Origin of the sequence: Exiguobacterium mexicanum (assembly GCF_005960665.1) — a bacterium.
GTDB lineage: Bacteria > Bacillota > Bacilli > Exiguobacteriales > Exiguobacteriaceae > Exiguobacterium > Exiguobacterium mexicanum_A.
Genome location: NZ_CP040676.1, coordinates 2,406,359 through 2,423,512 on the forward strand (window position 1 = coordinate 2,406,359; position 17,154 = coordinate 2,423,512).

General features: G+C 52.7%; 15 protein-coding genes. 10 read left to right on the plus strand and 5 right to left on the minus strand.

The window, feature by feature from the left end; genetic code table 11:
• Nucleotides 1–62: 62 nt before the first annotated feature.
• On the minus strand, nucleotides 63–1,712 hold the full coding sequence (locus tag FED52_RS12780) for a glycoside hydrolase family 13 protein (protein WP_138860107.1): 1,650 nt from the start codon (nucleotides 1,710–1,712) through the stop codon (nucleotides 63–65).
• Nucleotides 1,713–1,826: 114 nt separating this feature from the next.
• Between FED52_RS12780 and FED52_RS12785 the strand changes: the two genes are divergently transcribed.
• From FED52_RS12785 to FED52_RS12795, 3 genes are all read left to right on the plus strand, one after another.
• On the plus strand, nucleotides 1,827–2,606 hold the full coding sequence (locus FED52_RS12785) for a helix-turn-helix domain-containing protein (RefSeq protein ID WP_138860108.1): 780 nt from the start codon (nucleotides 1,827–1,829) through the stop codon (nucleotides 2,604–2,606).
• An 82-nt stretch (nucleotides 2,607–2,688) separates the two neighbouring features.
• Nucleotides 2,689–4,029: a globin family protein gene (locus tag FED52_RS12790; protein WP_138860109.1), complete on the plus strand. Its 1,341-nt coding sequence runs from the start codon at nucleotides 2,689–2,691 to the stop codon at nucleotides 4,027–4,029.
• Between the two features lie 20 nt (nucleotides 4,030–4,049).
• Nucleotides 4,050–4,946 (plus strand): class F sortase, encoded by an 897-nt coding sequence (locus tag FED52_RS12795; protein WP_138860110.1) that lies wholly within the window; start codon nucleotides 4,050–4,052, stop codon nucleotides 4,944–4,946.
• 93 nt (nucleotides 4,947–5,039) lie between these two features.
• Here the strand turns inward: FED52_RS12795 and FED52_RS12800 are convergent, their stop codons facing one another.
• The 3 genes from FED52_RS12800 to FED52_RS12810 form a co-directional block, all read right to left on the minus strand.
• Nucleotides 5,040–5,747 (minus strand): ABC transporter ATP-binding protein, encoded by a 708-nt coding sequence (locus FED52_RS12800; RefSeq protein ID WP_138860111.1) that lies wholly within the window; start codon nucleotides 5,745–5,747, stop codon nucleotides 5,040–5,042.
• Entirely contained in the window at nucleotides 5,747–7,384 is a 1,638-nt protein-coding gene (locus tag FED52_RS12805) for an ABC transporter permease (RefSeq protein WP_138860112.1), read from the minus strand. The genes FED52_RS12800 and FED52_RS12805 overlap by 1 nt, the downstream gene beginning before the upstream one ends.
• A 137-nt stretch (nucleotides 7,385–7,521) precedes the next feature.
• Nucleotides 7,522–8,592, minus strand: coding sequence for a Fe(3+) ABC transporter substrate-binding protein (locus tag FED52_RS12810; RefSeq protein ID WP_138860113.1), 1,071 nt, complete (start codon nucleotides 8,590–8,592; stop codon nucleotides 7,522–7,524).
• A 228-nt stretch (nucleotides 8,593–8,820) separates the two neighbouring features.
• Between FED52_RS12810 and FED52_RS12815 the strand changes: the two genes are divergently transcribed.
• Complete coding sequence (locus FED52_RS12815) at nucleotides 8,821–9,393, plus strand: TetR/AcrR family transcriptional regulator (protein WP_138860114.1); 573 nt, start codon at nucleotides 8,821–8,823, stop codon at nucleotides 9,391–9,393.
• A gap of 24 nt (nucleotides 9,394–9,417) precedes the next feature.
• The gene (locus tag FED52_RS12820) at nucleotides 9,418–12,561 is read left to right on the plus strand and encodes an efflux RND transporter permease subunit (RefSeq protein ID WP_138860115.1); all 3,144 of its coding nucleotides are present in this window, start codon (nucleotides 9,418–9,420) and stop codon (nucleotides 12,559–12,561) included.
• 46 nt (nucleotides 12,562–12,607) lie between these two features.
• Here the strand turns inward: FED52_RS12820 and FED52_RS12825 are convergent, their stop codons facing one another.
• Complete coding sequence (locus tag FED52_RS12825) at nucleotides 12,608–13,345, minus strand: YwqG family protein (protein ID WP_138860116.1); 738 nt, start codon at nucleotides 13,343–13,345, stop codon at nucleotides 12,608–12,610.
• A gap of 151 nt (nucleotides 13,346–13,496) precedes the next feature.
• On the opposite strand from FED52_RS12825, the gene FED52_RS12830 reads away from it, so the two are divergent.
• From FED52_RS12830 to FED52_RS12850, 5 genes are all read left to right on the plus strand, one after another.
• Entirely contained in the window at nucleotides 13,497–13,853 is a 357-nt protein-coding gene (locus FED52_RS12830) for a CidA/LrgA family protein (RefSeq protein WP_138860117.1), read from the plus strand.
• Nucleotides 13,850–14,524: an LrgB family protein gene (locus FED52_RS12835; RefSeq protein ID WP_138860118.1), complete on the plus strand. Its 675-nt coding sequence runs from the start codon at nucleotides 13,850–13,852 to the stop codon at nucleotides 14,522–14,524. Before FED52_RS12830 ends, FED52_RS12835 begins: the two co-directional genes overlap by 4 nt.
• 147 nt (nucleotides 14,525–14,671) lie before the next feature.
• Nucleotides 14,672–15,910, plus strand: coding sequence for a peptidase T (gene pepT / locus FED52_RS12840; protein ID WP_138860119.1), 1,239 nt, complete (start codon nucleotides 14,672–14,674; stop codon nucleotides 15,908–15,910).
• A gap of 55 nt (nucleotides 15,911–15,965) precedes the next feature.
• Nucleotides 15,966–16,412, plus strand: a complete 447-nt coding sequence (locus FED52_RS12845) for an OsmC family protein (protein WP_114164930.1) — start codon at nucleotides 15,966–15,968, stop codon at nucleotides 16,410–16,412.
• Between the two features lie 2 nt (nucleotides 16,413–16,414).
• Entirely contained in the window at nucleotides 16,415–17,137 is a 723-nt protein-coding gene (locus tag FED52_RS12850; protein WP_138860120.1) for a DNA/RNA nuclease SfsA, read from the plus strand.
• Nucleotides 17,138–17,154 lie beyond the last annotated feature (17 nt).

Here is a 17,154-nt window from a genome sequence, read left to right on the forward strand (position 1 = left end):
CGAAACGGGTCATCTTTACTAACGACACAACAAAAACTCGCCAAGGAGGCGAGTTTTTTTCGTCACACTTTATACACTTGCGCTTCGTACGGACGAAGCGTGAACGGTTCGATCGGTTCCATGTTCCCGATGACACGTTCTGTCACGTCATACGGGAGTTCGCGTGTCACCGTCTCATCCGAGAAGTTGCAGAGCACGAGCCACGTCTCCCCTTCGAACGTTCGAGTGAAGGCGTATACCGCTTCATCGTCTGGGAGTAACAGTTCATACCTCCCGTAGACAACGATCGGATTTTGTTTCCGGAGCTGAATCAACTGGCGATAGTAATGGAACAGCGAGTCTGGATCACGCCGCGCCGCTTCCGCGTTCACGGTCGTATAGTTCGGGTTGACCCCAATCCAAGGCGTTCCGGACGTGAATCCGCCTTGCGCCTCGGCCGACCACTGGACCGGTGTCCGCGAGTTGTCGCGCCCACGTGCGTGAATACCGCGGAAAATCTCATCATGCGTCAATAAGCCATTCGTCGTGTAATCCCGATACGCGTTGAGTGTCTCGATGTCACGGTACTCATCAATCGAGTCGAACGCCACGTTCGTCATCCCGAACTCTTCACCTTGATAGATGTATGGCGTCCCTTTCAGCATGTGCAGGAGCGTCGCCAGCATCTTGCCAGAGACGACACGATACTCGTCCGAGTCGTTCCCGAACCGTGAAATGGCTCGCGGTTGGTCATGGTTGCTCCAATAGAGACTGTTCCAGCCATCTTCCTCAAGACCTTCTTGCCAACGCGAGAAGATTGTCTTCAAATCCGTCAACTTCCAGTCCGTCGGGTTCCATTTGCCGAAACTGCCGTTGCCGACGTCGACGTGTTCGAAATGGAACACCATGTTCAACTCGTCACGGTCTGTTCCTGTATAAAGCTTCGCCTCGTCGACGCTGACGCCCGGCATCTCACCAACCGTGATCGTATCGTATTTCGACAGGACCTCACGATTCATCTCCTGCATGAACTCATGGATGCGCGGCCCATTGAAGAAGAACGGTGTGCCGTCCCCGTAACCTGTCCCCCGCGTCTCGCCGTCTGGATAACTCGGATCTTTCGAAATCATGTTGATGACATCCATTCGGAAACCGTCGACCCCTTTGTCGAGCCAGTACGTCATCAAATCGTATACTTCACGGCGCAACGTCTCTGACTCCCAGTTCAAGTCTGGTTGCTTTTTGCTGAACAGATGCAAGTAGTATTCGTCGCTTGCCTCATCGTATTGCCAGGCACTCCCTCCGAAGAAAGCACCCCAGTTCGTCGGTGGCTGACCGTTCTCGCCTTTTTTCCAAATGTAGTAGTCCCGATATGGGCTGTCTTTTGAGGAGCGCGACTCCATGAACCATTGGTGTTCGTCCGACGAGTGGTTGACGACGAGGTCCATCATAATTTTGATGCCGTGACGATGCGCTTCTTCGAGCATCGCATCAAAATCGTCCATCGTTCCGAACTCATCCATGATGGCCCGGTAATTGCGGATGTCGTATCCGTTGTCGTCGTTCGGTGAATCGTACACCGGCGATAGCCAGATGACATCGATGCCGAGTTCCGCCAAATACGACATCTTCTCGGTGATTCCAGGGATGTCCCCAATCCCGTCACCGTTCGAGTCATTAAAGCTGCGCGGGTAAATTTGATAGACGACCGCTTCTTTCCACCATTGTTTCATGTTTCATCCTCCTCATACGTTCTGTCGATTTCATCGTACCCGCTCCTCGCCTTGATTTCTATCCATGATATGATAAGAATATGCACGATTTTGCTATTAAGAAAGGATGATTTGATGGAAATTGGCTTTTGTGGCTATTCGTATCATACAACGACCTACACTTTTCCTTTCCCTAATCGATTGGAGACGTATTTGATTCGCTTGCAGACTGAAGGCACGGCACGAATCGTCGTCAATGGAGAGACGTATACGGTAAGGCCTGGCGATTTGTTGCTCGTCAAACCTGGTGACGAGTACGAACTGCATGTCGACACCCCGGCGAGCGGGGATTATCATCTCTTCTGCAACGGTTCATCACTTGATACGTGGTGGACTGCGACGAATCGTTCCCGCATCACGTCCATCTCGATCGACCCTCGCCTGTTGTCACTCTGGCAACACATCACCGAAGAGGCACGACGCCCGACGACTGAACAAAGTCCGGCCTTGATTGAAACGCTGATTGAAGCCTTGCTTCTCATGCTCGACCGTTCCGTCCAAGAAATGCAAGCGAACGTGCGGCCACCGGTCGTGTCACGCATGATGCGTTATATAGAAGGAAACGTCACGAGCGACTTCAAAGTGGCGGACGTCGCCGACGCGGTCGGGCTCAGTGTATCGCGGACCGTCCACTTGTTCAAAGAAGTGACCGGCATGACGATTGTCGCCTATGCCCAATCGATTCGACTCCAGCTCGCCGAAGAACAGATGCAGTATACGCAACACTCTCTCGAACGGATCGCCGAGCTGTCCGGATTCCGCTCCTATCCATATTTTCATCGAATCTTTAAACGAAAATATGGCGTCGCACCAGGGGTGTATCGCACACTTCAACAAAAAAACGAAAAAAAATAAAAAAAGAGTGATCCATTTTTTGAACCGCTCCGTTAGATGGGTGTAAACAACGACAACCACTCAAAAAAAGGAGCGATTACCCATGAAGAAGAAAACAATGAACAAGATTGTAGCGCCGGCACTCGCACTCGGCTTACTCGTCCCATTGAATGCACAGGCAGCGGATCACGCGCCGACAGCAAGCACACCAGCAGGTGACTTACGAGCCACGCTCGACCAATTACTGTCTGAGCATTACGTCTTAGCCGTCACATCGATGATGAAAGCTTATGATGGAGCACCAGACGCTGAAGTCGCGATGAAGGCACTCGATCAAAACGCACTCGACATGACACCGGCCATCGCTTCGATTTATGGAGATGAGGGCGCAGCCCAGTTCGAAGACATCTTCGCTGGTCACAACGACTACTCAGCTGACTTCGTTGAAGCGGCTAAATCAGAAGACAAAGAGCTTCGCGCTGACGCTGAAGCTGAGGTCGACGAATTCGTCGAAGAGTTCTCAACATTCCTTGATGCAGCAACAGAAGGTAACTTACCAAAAGACGCAGCCGCTGACGTACTTGAGCTTCACGAAGACCAAGTTCTCTCAGTATTCGACAACTATGTCGCAGGTGACTACGAGTCGGCATACATGACGTACCGCGAAGGGTACAAGCTCATGTTCGACATCAGTAAAGCCCTCTCAGGCGCAATCGTCACACAGATGCCTGACAAGTTTGAAACTGCTGCTGACACACCGGCCGTCGAGTTTCGTTCAACATTGAACAGCCTTGCTGGTGAACACTTCGCTCTCGCAGCAATCGGCATGCAAAAAGGCTACGATCAAGCAGAAGACTTCGACTACGTGAGCTGGGCTGAAGATCAGAACACACTCGATTTCAAAGCAGCCATCGGTTCAGTCTACGGTGACGAAGGTGCAGCCCAATTCGAAAAAGTATGGAACGGGAACCACATCACAGCCCAAGGTGACATCGTTGCCGCTACACTCGAAGGCGATGAAGCTAAAATTGAAGAAGCACGTATGAAGCTCGACCAGTTCGCTGTCGATTTCAGCACATTCCTCGATGCAGCGACAGAAGGTAACTTGCCACAAGAAGCTGGCCAAGAAGCCATCAAACAACATGAGGCCCTCGTGCTTCAAACGTTCGATCAGTATGTAGCTGGTGATGCGGATGCCGCTTGGATGTCATTCCGTGAAGGATACGCGTTCATGTTCGGTGTTGGTGAGACACTCGGTAACGCGATCGTGACACAAATGCCTGACAAGTTCGCTGAAACAACAATGCCTGAAGAGATGCCTGAAACAGGTCTCGGTGGTGCACAAGAACAATCAATGAACACGCTCTACGCTGGCCTTGCTGTACTTGGCGGAATCTTGCTCGCCTTCGTAACGCTTCGCAACCGTAAAGTGTCTGAACAATAATTCAATAAGGAGGGAGCCCCATGAACAAGCGCCATTTGTTTCTGGCGCTCTCTCTCTTTTGTTTTGGCTTCTGGACGTGGACGAGCGCCCAAGAATCGTCGTCACCACCTGTAGAAGAAAAACAAATAGAGGAGAGCCCAGATTTATCGGCTGAATTCTCACTTCTACAGGAAGAGGTGAAGAAGCTTCGATTAGCCGAGGAAGAGGAAAGTGCCAAGGCCGCGACACCCGTCCAACTTCAAATTCCTAAAATCAAGGTCGACACCGCAATCGAACAGGTCGGCGTACTCGACAACGGCCAGATGGGCGTCCCAAAAGACGAGAACCAAGTCGGTTGGTTCGAGCCCGGCGTCAAGCCAGGCAGTAAAGGGAATGCCGTCATCGCCGGACATGTGGACAGTAAGACCGGCCCCGCCGTCTTCTATGAGCTCGATCAACTGAAGACAGGCGATGACGTGACAATTATTGATGAGAATGGCAACACGTTGACGTTTCGTGTCACAAAAACAGAGAGTTACGATACGAAAAACGCACCGATCGAAGATATTTTCGGGGCCACGTCGAGTCGACATTTGAACTTGATCACGTGTTCCGGTACGTTCGGTGACGGCGGTTACGACGAGCGTTTCGTCGTCTATACCGAACTTGTCGATACCGAGATCAATACCGAAGTCGAACTCGACGCACCGACGAGCGTCGAACTCCGCGGGAACTTATTGACGTGGCACGCCGTCCGTGACGACGCCGTCATCGGCTATCGCGTCTATGAGGTCGTCGATGGTGAAGAGACCCATATCGAGAGTATCCCGTCGCACGCTCGGAAGAGTATAGAAGTCATGAACGAACAGGCCACTTATTACGTGACAGCCATCGATCAACTCGGGAACGAGTCGAGTCCTTCCGCACAGACGAAGTGATGACCAAAGCACCCACAGATGGCGGTCTGTGGGTGCTTTGTATCTGATTTCGCCTTCAAAAAAAGCATCCCTCGATGAGGCATGCTTTTTCGTTTAGACGAAACATGGAATCTGCGGATTGAACGTCTTGTTGTTCTCCGTCATAACCTGCTTTTTAATTTTGCCTTCTCCGAGATAGACGATACGGTCGGCGAGCGCCTCCGCATCCTCTTCATCGTGGGTAACGAAGATGGTCGTCGTTCCCGTCTGTTTGAGGAGGCGGCGCAAATCGTCCCGAATGCGATGTTGGAGCGACGTGTCCAAGTTGCTGAACGGCTCATCCAAGATGAGGAGCGATGGTTTCGGTGCCAACGCACGCGCGAGCGCGACACGCTGTTGCTGACCACCACTGAGCTCATACGGATAGCGATGACGGAACTCGGACAAGTTCACGAGCGTCAGCATCTCTTCGACACGCTCGTTCCGCTCTTTCCGGCTCAATTTATGCAGACCGAAGCGGATGTTCTTCTCAACGGTCATATGCGGGAAGAGCGCATAGTCTTGGAACACCATCCCGACACCACGCTGTTCAGGCGGCATGAACTGGCAATCGTCGCAACAGACACAATCGTTGACGACGACGACGCCTTGATTCGGCATCTCAAGTCCTGCGATGAGGCGTAAAATCGTACTCTTCCCAGAACCGCTGTCACCGAGAAGCGAGACGATTTCACCTTTCGTGATCGAGATTGAGAATCCTTTAATCGTCTCGGCTTGCGCACCTTTATAGCTGAAGTGTAAATCGTTGATTTGAACAAACATTAGTCGGCCTCCTTATCAAGCACCTTATGGAACACAAAGATCAACAGTCCGCTCATGAGCACGATGACGATTGAGGCGAGCGCGGCCTCATGTATCTTCTCGTCACTGACATATTTGAACGCCTGTGTGGCGAGCGTCGAAAAATTGAACGGCTGTAAAAACAGCGTCAGCGGCAATTCTTTCATAATATCGATAAAGACGAGGATGAACGCGCTCATGATCGCCCCTTTAATCATCGGGATGTCGACTCGGAAGAACGTCTGCACCGTTCCCCAGCCGAGCATGCGCGACGCTTCCGTGAACGATTTGCCGACTTTCTCAAATCCGCTCTCGATCGAGTTATAGCCGATGGCGAGGAAGCGGATGACGTAGGCGAAGATGAGCATGATGAGCGTCGTCCTGAACACGAACGTCTGGCCTAAATCTAAGGCGAGCGCCACGTTCAGCACCCACTCATCAAGCAGCAAGAACAACGTGATGACGGCGATGGCGATGGCCGCTCCCGGAATCGAATAACCGAGCGTCGTCACTTTCGAGATGACGCGTGTCATGTTCGACGGGAACAGGCGCGTGTAGTTGGCGATGATGAGCGCGAACACGAGAATGATCACGGTCGCAATGAACGCCACGCTCACCGTGTTCCAGACGAGGCGGAAAAACTCGGCCGTGAACACTTGTTCGAACGTCAATACCGTCCAAGCGACGAGCTGCACGAACGGGATGAGGAACGCGACGGCGAAGATGGTCGCCACATAGCCGAATACGGCGTAGCGGTGCCACCCGTTCAATTGTCTCGGTTTGAGCGGCTTCACTTTCGTCGTCGCATAGCTGAACTGCTTCCGACCTCGGACGAGCCGTTCCATCGTCAAGATGGCGATGACGAGAATCATGAGCGTCCCGGCGAGTTTCAGCGCCGAGGACGTATCTTTCATCCCGAACCACGTACTGAAGATGGCCGTGCTGAACGTTTGAATCCCGAAGTATTTGACGACCCCATAGTCGTTCAATACTTCCATCAACACGAGGCTGACCCCGCCGATGATGGCGACACGCGAAATCGGGATGACGACGGTGAAGAAGATATCCCATGAGCCGCGGCCGAGGATGCGGGCGTTCTCAATCATCGAGGACGATTGGTTGTGCAAGAAGGCCCGCGTGATCGTGTAAATGTATGGATACAAGAACAGCGTGAAGATGAACACCGTTCCTTGAATCGTCATGATGTTGAAATACGTCTGGTCGACGGTGATGCCGAACTCATTGCGTAGCGTCGTCTGGATGACGCCCGTATAGTTCAAAATCCCGTGATACGTGTATCCCCCGATATAAGGCGGGATGGCGAGCGGTAAGATGAGCGCCCATTTGAAGAACTTACGGAACGGGAAGTCGTATACCGTGACGAACCAAGCTAAGCTCGTCCCGATAATCGTCGTCAGCAGGCCGGTCGCAAGCATGATGAACAGGGTATTGCGTACGTAAGTCGGCAACAAATACTCGCGGATGTGTTGCCAGTTGTCATTGACCGGTGCGAATAGTTCGACCAAGACGACGACACCTGGCAGGACGATGAACAAGAGCGCGATAAAGCTGAGGATGGCCCATCCATTCAGTTGTCGTTTCAGCGCGTACCAGTTCATGTCGTACAACTCCCGTTCTTCTTTCGTTCAGTCACTTCCTGTCCCATCATATCAGGTTCAACGCTCTCGTTGTACCGCTAGCGTGTCGAGAAACGCAAAAATCTTCGGCCTGAACGTCTGTTCAAGCCGAAGTCTTCTTATTTCCAGCCCGCTTCGTTGAAGACGCGGATGGCTTCTTGCTGGTTTTCACCGAGGACAGACAAGTTGATGTCCTGCTCTTTGAACTCACCCCATGATTTAAGGAGTTCGTTCGGTTCAACCGATTCATTTACTGGATACTCGTAGTTTACGCTCGCGAACTGCTCTTGTGCCGACGGATCAGACATGAACTCCATGAGCTTCTTCGCGTTCTCCGAGTTCTTCGAGGCTTTCGTCATCGCGATTCCTGAGATGTTCACGTGTGTCCCCGTCGTATCTTGGTTCGGGAAGAAGACGCCAAGTTGTTCAGCGACTTTCTTCTCTTCCGCATCTTCCGAATTCAACATGAGACCCATGTAGTAGGTGTTCATAATGGCGACATCACCTTCACCGGCCACGACTGCTTTCGCTTGGTCACGGTCGTTCCCTTGTGGGTCGCGTGCAAAGTTGTTGACCATGCCTTTCGCCCACTCTTTTGCCTGGTCGACACCGTTCACTTCGATGAATGAGGCGAGGAGCGAGATGTTGTACATGTTCTCAGACGGACGGACGAGTACTTTGCCGTTCCACTGTTCTTCTGTGAGTGCTTCATACGTTGACAAGTCTTCTGGTTTCACGCGGTCTTTCGCATAGACGATGACACGCGCCCGTTTCGTGAGACCGAACCATTCTTTATCTGTGTCACGATATTTCTCTGGGACGTTCGACTCAAGCACGTCGCTATCGACCGCTTGCAGGTGTCCCGCTTCTTTCGCTTGATACAAGTTCCCTGCATCCGCTGTGATGAAGAGATCGGCTTCCGTGTTATCGCCTTCTGTGTTCAAACGCTCGAGCAACTCATCGCTCTTCCCTTCGACGACGTTGACTTTCACGCCTGTCTCTTCTTCGAACTGCTTGTAAAGCTCTTTATCGACATCATAGTGACGGCTCGAGTAAACATTAACGACTTTTGACTCTTCTGCTGTCTCGTTGTCGCTTGAAGTCGTCGTTTCTTCTGTGCTGGCGCAAGCCGCAAGAAGCGATGTTGTGAGCGCAGCCGAAAGGCCAAGTGCCATGTACTTTTTGTTCATTTCATAATCCCCCACTTATTCATCTCTATTATTGGTAATGATAATTACTCTCAGTTACTATCATCACTGATAATCATTCTCACGTCAACCTTTTTTTGAAATCGTTTACCGTAGTTATACGTATATAACTTAACAGTTTTGACCTTATCATTTCTTGACTTTAAAACGACTAGCCCTCTATAGTGAAAGAGAACAAACCGTCTGGTCGGTACAGAAAGGAGGCATGACATGACAAACCGATCAATGATCACGAAACAGAAATTGTTGGATGCCGCGACGGATATCATCATGGAGCATGGTGTGCATCATCTTACATTAGATGAAGTCGCCAAGACGGCTGGCGTCTCGAAAGGTGGTCTCCTGTATCATTATCCATCCAAAGAAGCGCTGTTGACCGCCATCGTCGAACGGCTCCAAACCGAGCAAAACGAGTTGTACGAGTCGCTTCAAGCGGACGGCAACGGTCCTGTCGAAGCGTTCGTCCGCCTATTTGACGAGACGAAACTCCATCCCGAGCGTTCACCGATTCAAATCGACGCCGAGAAGATGATTGCCTTCTTGACGCTGTTCGCTGTCGACCAAGAGTACGCCGAACGGTGGAAGCATGACCTCGACACGTTCTTCGCAGCGTTTCAACAGACGAGCGACCCCGTCGAGACGATGATCATCCGTTATGCACTCGAAGGCATGATGATGTCCGAGCACTTCAACGTCGGCGTCGCCCCCCCTGCCTTGAAGCACGACATTATCGCTCGCTTGATCGAGCGAGCCCGGCATATCGATGCGGGTAAAACAGACTAAACCATCAGAGGAGAAATGAACCCCATGCAGAAAATCACGTCCTTCTCCGTCAACAACAAGTTCGCAGTCTGGTTGATGACGATCATCTTGACAGCCGCCGGAATTTTCGCCGGCTTGACGATGAAACTAGAAACATTGCCTGACATCACGACACCGACCGTCTCGGTGACGACGATTTATCCAGGAGCCTCACCTGAACAAGTGCTCGATGAAGTGAGCACCGTGCTCGAAGAGCGCTTGAAGAGCTTGAACGGTGTCGAACAAGTTCGTTCGTCTTCGTTCCAGAACGCTTCAAACATTCAAATTGATTACGACTTCAGCACCGACATGGAAGAGGCTGAACAACTCGTCAAAGACGCGCTCAGCAACGTCGAGTTGCCTGAAGCCGTTCAAGACCCGCAAGTGTCGCGTCTCAGCTTTGACGCGTTCCCGGTCATCGGGGCAGCCGTCTCGGATGAGAGTCTCGATTTGGCTGAATTGACGAAATTGGTTGAAGATGAGTTACAACCAGCGCTTGAAGGTGTCGAAGGCGCTCAGACCGTGCAAATCGCCGGACAAGAGATTCGTCGCGTCGAGCTTCAGTTCGACGAGGAGGCACTTGCCGAATACAACTTGACGGAAGACACGGTCAAACAGTTGATTCAAGCGAACGATGCCCGCATCGCGCTCGGCTTGTATGAACTCGGTGATACGGAACAAGCCGTCGTCATCGACGGGAAGTCAGAGACGCTCGAGGCGTTCCGCGACCTCCAAATCCCGTACTCACCCGCACAAACGGAACAGCCGGTGCCAGGTGCGCCAACAGAACTTCCGACTGGCGAGACTCCACAAGTCCCGACTGAAGTGCCAGGTGCCGTGCCACCAGCCAACATCCCGACGACTGTCCCGACCGTCGCCTTGAGCGAACTCGCGACGATTGAAGACCGCGGGATCGAGGAATCGATTTCACGGTCGAACGGGGAACGTTCCATCGGGATTCAAGTGACGAAAACACAAGATGCGAACACCGTCGACGTCGTCAACGCCGTCAAAGACGTGCTCGCCGACTTCGAAGCCGACTATGACACGGCCAAAGTATCGGTCACGCTCGACCAAGGTCAACCGATTGAAGAATCGGTCGAGACGATGGTCTCGAAAGCGTTGCTCGGTGGCTTGTTCGCCATCTTGATCATTCTCGTGTTCCTTCGTAACTTCCGCTCGACGATTATTGCGGTCATCTCGATTCCGCTCTCGCTCCTTATGGCATTGATCGTCTTGAAACAGCTCGACATCACGCTTAACATCATGACGCTCGGCGCGATGACCGTCGCCATCGGACGCGTCGTCGACGACTCCATCGTCGTCATTGAGAACATTTACCGCCGCCTCACCCGTCCGAACGAAACGTTGCGAGGCAAAGAACTGATTATCGCCTCGACGAAAGAAGTGTTCATTCCGATCGCGTCGTCGACGATCGTCACAATCGCTGTCTTCTTGCCGCTCGGGTTCGTCACTGGCTTCGTCGGTGAGCTGTTCTTACCGTTCGCCTTGACCGTCGTCTTCGCCTTGCTCGCGTCATTACTCGTCGCGATCACGGTCGTACCGATGATGGCCGACTCGTTCTTTAAGAACCGCGATAAATTGAAACCAGAAGAAGGACCAGGGAAGCTCGCGCAATGGTATCGTGGTGTCCTCAACTGGTCGCTCAACCATAAACTCGTCGTCTTCGGTCTCGCGACAGCACTCTTAATCGGAAGTTTCGCCCTCGTCCCAGCCATCGGGGTCAACTTCTTGAACCAAGAGTCGGAGAAGACGCTTTACGTCACGTTCGACCCAGAACCGGGCCAAACACTTGACGATTCGATTGCGGCAGCTGAAATCGCCGAAACTTATTTCATGGAAGAGCAAGCAGACGCGACCGACGTCCAATTCACGGTCGGTGGCGAGAACCCGCTCAACCCGGGGAACAACAAACAAGGGATTTTCATCGTCCAGTATGACCCGGACACAGAAGATTTCGCTGACGTCAAAATCGCTGACGTCGAACGCTTGAACGAACTCGCTACAGGCGGGGAATGGAAAGAGCAAGACTTCGCCGGCGGCGCCGGCACGAGTGGCGTGACGTACAACGTCTATGCCAACTCGCTCGAAGATCTAGAAGCCATCGTCCCGACATTCATCGAGACGATTGAAGAAGAGACGGATTACGTCCGTCAAGCGACGTCCGATCTTCGCGAATCTTACGTGCAGTACACGTTCAACGTCGACCAGCAAGCTACTGCTGAGGCAGGCGTCTCGGCCGCTCAGCTCGCCCAGACGATTGGACAGTTCCAAGCGCAAGAAAGCCCGCTTTCGACCGTGACGATCGATGACAAGCAACTCGATGTCATCATCCCGACAGAACAAGTCACGTACGACAGCATCGAAGAGTTGCAAGAACAAGAAGTGACGACGCCGTTCGGCCCTCGGCCAATCTCGGACTTCATCGAAGTCGAGGAAGGTACGACACCGGATACGCTCGTCCAACGCGACGGGAAGCTCCTCGCTCGCGTCAACGTCGAGCTCAGCACGGACAAAGCGACGGAAGCTTCGGCTGCTATCGAAGAACGTGTGTCTGACATCGAGCTCCCGACTGGTGTCTCGTATGACGTCGGTGGGGTCACTGAACAGATTCAAGAATCGTTCACCCAGCTCGGTCTCGCCATGCTCGCGGCCGTCGCCATCGTCTACTTGGTGCTCGTTATCACGTTCGGTGGTGCCGTTACGCCTTTCGTCGTCCTGTTCTCGCTCCCTTACGCGATTATCGGGGGACTTGTCGCTCTCCTCATCACAGGCGAAACGATTTCGGTATCTGCCTTAATCGGTGCGCTCATGTTGATCGGAATCGTTGTCACGAACGCCATCGTCTTGATTGACCGCGTCATTCATAAAGAAGCGGCCGGTCTCTCGACACGCGATGCCTTGCTCGAAGCAGCCGGTACGCGTCTCCGTCCGATCCTCATGACGGCGCTCGCGACGATTGGTGCCCTCGCACCGCTCGCCCTCGGCCTTGAAGGCGGCGCCTTGATCTCGAAAGGTCTCGGTGTGACCGTCATCGGCGGATTGACGAGTTCGACGCTGTTGACGCTCCTCATCGTCCCAATCGTGTATGAGTTCTTCGCGCGGTTCCGTAAAAATAAAGAAGTGTAACGGAAAAGAGAGTTGACCTAAACAGGATCGACTCTCTTTTTTGTGTTCAATGGCATTGCATGATGATTTCGGTTTCTTCAAACCGTTTGGCTCGGAGCGCTTCGGTCGGGATGAGGAAATAAAGGATGCCGGCGTCACCGAACATGATGTCGAGTTCTTCGCTTGAATCCATTTGGAAAAGGAGGAACGGATCGCTGAAACGGTCACCGTACGTATCTTCCACTTCTTCGAACACATCGTTTTGCACTTCGTCCGGATGTCCGCCGATCGCGTGCACCTCGCCTTCATCGAACAACTCTTCTAAGGCGATGTACTCGTCTTCAGTCATGAGATTGAATAGCGTATCAACGTTCGGTGCGTAGGATTCCTCGAACACGACGGCTCGCTCATTGAGTGCCTCGCCAATCCGGACCCGTTCAAGTGTCGTCGTTTCAGTGTAGAGAACTCGCCAAAGATGACGTTCATCTGTATCACCCCACGGCTGTTCCTCCATATCATAAAAGAAAGAGAGCAATCCTTGTTTCGGAAGCTCCTCGACCGACTCGAAGCCTACGAAGTCGCTCAAGCGAAATTGCGCCAAAAACGTCAAGTTTTCTCCCGGATGGTCCGACACACTCGGTAAATCTGGGTAACCGCCAAATTTTGAATGCCCGATTGCCACTTCTTCTCGCGCCGTCCGCGGTACGAGCTTCAAGTTGATTCGTTTCATGAACGCCGCCAAGACTTCATTCCCGTCCTTAATTCCATGTGTTTTTATAAACTGCTTCACCGCTTGTAGTTCCATCTCCACACCTCGTTTACATAGGATGCTCATAGTGTATCACAGCGAACGTACGTACCCATTCTCTTTTTTGTCCTCGCCTCTCTCTTGACCTAGATGATAAAGTTTGAGAGAATCCATACGTTTTGAACTTAAATGCGAAAGGATGGTATACATGCAACTCTTTATCAAATGGATGATCGGCCTTTCGCTCTTATTCGGGTTAAGCGCGCTCGTCAATTGGATTGTCGCCACTTTAGAATGGAAAGTGCCTGGGAACGTCGTCGGGATGATGCTGTTGTTGATATTACTTATGACAAAAATCATCCGAGTCGAATGGATCGAGGACAGTGCCGGCTTCCTCACGAAACATCTCGCTTTCTTCTTCATCCCGATTGCGGTCGGTCTCATGTCTTATAGTAATCTATTAAAAGCAGAAGGGATCCCGCTCTTTCTCGCCTTGATGATCAGTCTAAGTGTGGGGCTCATCGTGACCGCCATCATCTCCGGAAGACGAGGTGAAGCGTCATGACATTATTTTGGGTACTCGTCACAGTTGGTGTCTATCTCATCAGCCGAAAACTATCATTTAAATGGGCGTCTCCGTTCACGAACGTCGTCTTCTTGAGCACAACTATTTTGATTGTGATCCTCCTTCTCTTTGAACAACCGTACGACGTGTATGAACCGGCCAAAGATTTGATCACGATTTTACTCGGCCCGGCGACCGTCGCCCTCGGTCTGCCGTTGTACCGCAACTTGCCGACGCTACTCGCACGCGCGAGACGTGCCCTCAGTGCAATCGTTGCCGGTACCGTCTCGACGATTATCGTCGCAGTCATGATTGGAACGGCGCTCAAACTGACGGACCAAGTGCTCATCGGGCTAGCGGTCAAATCCGTCACTGCTCCGATTGCACTCGAACTGGCAAAACAGCTCCAAGGAGACGCGGCGCTTGCTGCCTCCATCACTGTCGCCTGTGGCATACTCGGTGCCATGTTCGGTCCGCTAATGTTGTCGCTTTTCAAAGTGACTGATCCGTTCACGCGAGGACTCGCACTCGGAACGATCAGCCACGGCATCGGCACGGCTCAAGCCGCGACAGAACATCCGCTCTCAGGGGCCACCGGGGGCGCGGCGATGGGCCTGTCCGCCATCTTCACGTCGTTTTTGTTGCCGTTTCTCCTGCCGTTCCTTCTTTAAAAAAGGCCAGCACCCTTGTTTCATACAAATTGAGTAAAAGTAGAGGCCTTAGCGCCTCTCTTTTTATTTTCAAACAATTTCGATACTTCTCAAAACCGGCTCTCATGCTACACTAAACGAGAACAGATTGATTAGAGGAGGCAGACCATGCAATCGAAATTAATTGAACGTTTAATCACGTATGCAAAAATTGATACACAGTCCGACTTCACGAGTGAGACGACACCGTCGACGGCGAAACAATGGGATTTGATTCGCCATCTCGAGGCTGAGTTAAAAGCGATTGGACTCGAGGACGTCGAGACGGATGACTATGGCTACTTGTTCGCCACCCTTCCGAGTAACGTCGACCATGACGTACCGACGATCGGCCTGCTCGCCCACGTCGATACGGCGACCGACTTCACCGGGACGAACGTCAACCCGCAACTCGTCGCACATTACGAGGGCGGCGATATCGTCTTGAACGAGGCGCTCCAAGTCATCTTGTCGCCGCGTGACTTCCCGGAGCTCGATGGCTACGTTGGACATACACTCATCACGACAGACGGCACGACGCTGCTCGGTGCCGACGACAAAGCCGGCATGGCCGAGATCGTCACCGCGGTCGAATACTTATTGGCCCATCCGGAAATCCCGCATGGCCCGGTGCGAATCGCCTTCACACCGGACGAAGAGATTGGCCGCGGACCACATAAGTTCGACGTCGCCCGCTTCAACGCCGATTTCGCCTATACGATGGACGGCGGCCCGCTCGGTGAACTGCAATACGAGAGCTTCAACGCTGCCGGCGCCACGGTCACGTTCCATGGGACGAACGTGCACCCGGGCAGTGCCAAAAACAAGATGGTCAACTCGATGAAGTTGGCGATGGCGTTCCACAACCGCCTTCCGGCTGATGAAGCCCCAGAGCATACGAGCGACTATGAAGGCTTCTTCCATCTGAACGGCTTCTCTGGCGACGTGGAGACGACGACGCTGCAATACATCATCCGCGACCACGACCGCACGAAGTTCGAGGCGCGCAAAGCGTTGCTTGAAAAGCTCGTCGTCGAATGGAAACAGAAATACGGCGAAGCACGCGTTGACTTAAAAATGGACGACCAATATTACAACATGGCCGAGAAAATCGAGCCGGTGAAACACATCGTCGACACCGTCGCCGACGTCATGCGCGAACTTGGCATCGAACCGAAAATCGAACCGATTCGCGGCGGGACGGACGGTTCGCAACTGTCGTATATGGGACTCCCGACCCCGAACATCTTCACGGGCGGCGAGAACTATCACGGCAAGTTCGAGTACGTCTCCGTCAACAACATGGAAAAAGCGACCCACGTCATCATCCAGACGCTCCGTACGTTCGCTGAACGCGCGCGAGCATAACACATGCGCCTCCAATCGTTCTCTTCTAGAATAGAGACATTGGAGGCGATTTTTTATGAAGCATACGTTTCAAATGAACCTCGACTGGACCGGCGGACGCAACGACGTCGGAACGATCGAGGCCGAACGGTTAAAGACACAGATATCGATTCCCCCGGAAATGGACGGACCGGGCATCGGGACGAACCCGGATGAGATGTTGCTCGGTGCTGCGGCGACCTGCTATATCATCACACTTGCGGCTATGCTCGGGCGAAGCGAACTGCCTCATCAAGGCATCACGATTGACGCCGAAGGCATCGTCGACGTGACGAACGGTGTCTTCACGTATGAGACGATTCGCTACACGACACGTATCAACGTTCCAAAAACGGCCACAGATCGCGATATCACGCTCGTCGAACGAATCGCCAAAAAAGCGAAGGATGGCTGTATGATTTCACGCGCCTTGGCCGGCAACGTCGCGTTCGAACTCGACACGACGGTCACGCGCGTCGTCTGACGATGTATCGCTTTGTATCTCCCCTGCAGGAAGGGATCATCCTGAAACGCCGCAATCGGTTCGTGATGGACGTATTGCTCGGCGACACTGTCGTCGCCTGCCACTGTCCGGTCACCGGTCGCATTGGCGACCTCGTCTTTGACGGGGTGCCTTGCCTCGTCTCAGCGACGGACGACCCGCGACGGAACACCGCCTTCACAGTGGAGGCCATCTCGATCGACGCGGACCGACAATGGATTGGAATTCATCAAGGCCGCGTCAACGATTTCGTCGAACATTGGTTGCGGACGAACGTGATTTCAGCTTTTCCTTCTCCGAAACATGTGGAACGAGAGAAAGTCGTCGATGCGTCACGAATCGACTTTAAAGTCGATGGCACTTATATCGAAGTGAAAGCACCTCTAGCCGAGTTGTTCGTAACGCCTCTACCCCGCTTTGAACGGCGTGCGGTGGCGAGACCGATCGAGACCGAACGGTTGATTCGACATCTCGAGACACTCATTGCGACGTTGCCGAAAACGGGTCGGGCCGTCTTGCTGTATGTTTTCTTATATGATGCGCCCATCTTCACCGGCAACCCGAATCGGAAACACGACTTACGAATTCGGCAGCTGATTCGCGACGCAATCGCGGACGGACTTGAAATCTGGCAAGTGAATGGCGATGTGTCTACGGAAGGGATTCGTTTAACCCACTGTGTCGAGACGACGCCTCATTTCAAGTAAAAAAGCCATCAGCGATG

Coding starts and splice junctions, on each gene's coding strand:
- FED52_RS12780 (WP_138860107.1), bottom strand. CDS start 1,712: ATGAAACAATGGTGGAAAGAAGCGGTCGTCTATCAAATTTACCCGCGC.
- FED52_RS12785 (WP_138860108.1), top strand. CDS start 1,827: ATGGAAATTGGCTTTTGTGGCTATTCGTATCATACAACGACCTACACT.
- FED52_RS12790 (WP_138860109.1), top strand. CDS start 2,689: ATGAAGAAGAAAACAATGAACAAGATTGTAGCGCCGGCACTCGCACTC.
- FED52_RS12795 (WP_138860110.1), top strand. CDS start 4,050: ATGAACAAGCGCCATTTGTTTCTGGCGCTCTCTCTCTTTTGTTTTGGC.
- FED52_RS12800 (WP_138860111.1), bottom strand. CDS start 5,747: ATGTTTGTTCAAATCAACGATTTACACTTCAGCTATAAAGGTGCGCAA.
- FED52_RS12805 (WP_138860112.1), bottom strand. CDS start 7,384: ATGAACTGGTACGCGCTGAAACGACAACTGAATGGATGGGCCATCCTC.
- FED52_RS12810 (WP_138860113.1), bottom strand. CDS start 8,592: ATGAACAAAAAGTACATGGCACTTGGCCTTTCGGCTGCGCTCACAACA.
- FED52_RS12815 (WP_138860114.1), top strand. CDS start 8,821: ATGACAAACCGATCAATGATCACGAAACAGAAATTGTTGGATGCCGCG.
- FED52_RS12820 (WP_138860115.1), top strand. CDS start 9,418: ATGCAGAAAATCACGTCCTTCTCCGTCAACAACAAGTTCGCAGTCTGG.
- FED52_RS12825 (WP_138860116.1), bottom strand. CDS start 13,345: ATGGAACTACAAGCGGTGAAGCAGTTTATAAAAACACATGGAATTAAG.
- FED52_RS12830 (WP_138860117.1), top strand. CDS start 13,497: ATGCAACTCTTTATCAAATGGATGATCGGCCTTTCGCTCTTATTCGGG.
- FED52_RS12835 (WP_138860118.1), top strand. CDS start 13,850: ATGACATTATTTTGGGTACTCGTCACAGTTGGTGTCTATCTCATCAGC.
- pepT (WP_138860119.1), top strand. CDS start 14,672: ATGCAATCGAAATTAATTGAACGTTTAATCACGTATGCAAAAATTGAT.
- FED52_RS12845 (WP_114164930.1), top strand. CDS start 15,966: ATGAAGCATACGTTTCAAATGAACCTCGACTGGACCGGCGGACGCAAC.
- FED52_RS12850 (WP_138860120.1), top strand. CDS start 16,415: ATGTATCGCTTTGTATCTCCCCTGCAGGAAGGGATCATCCTGAAACGC.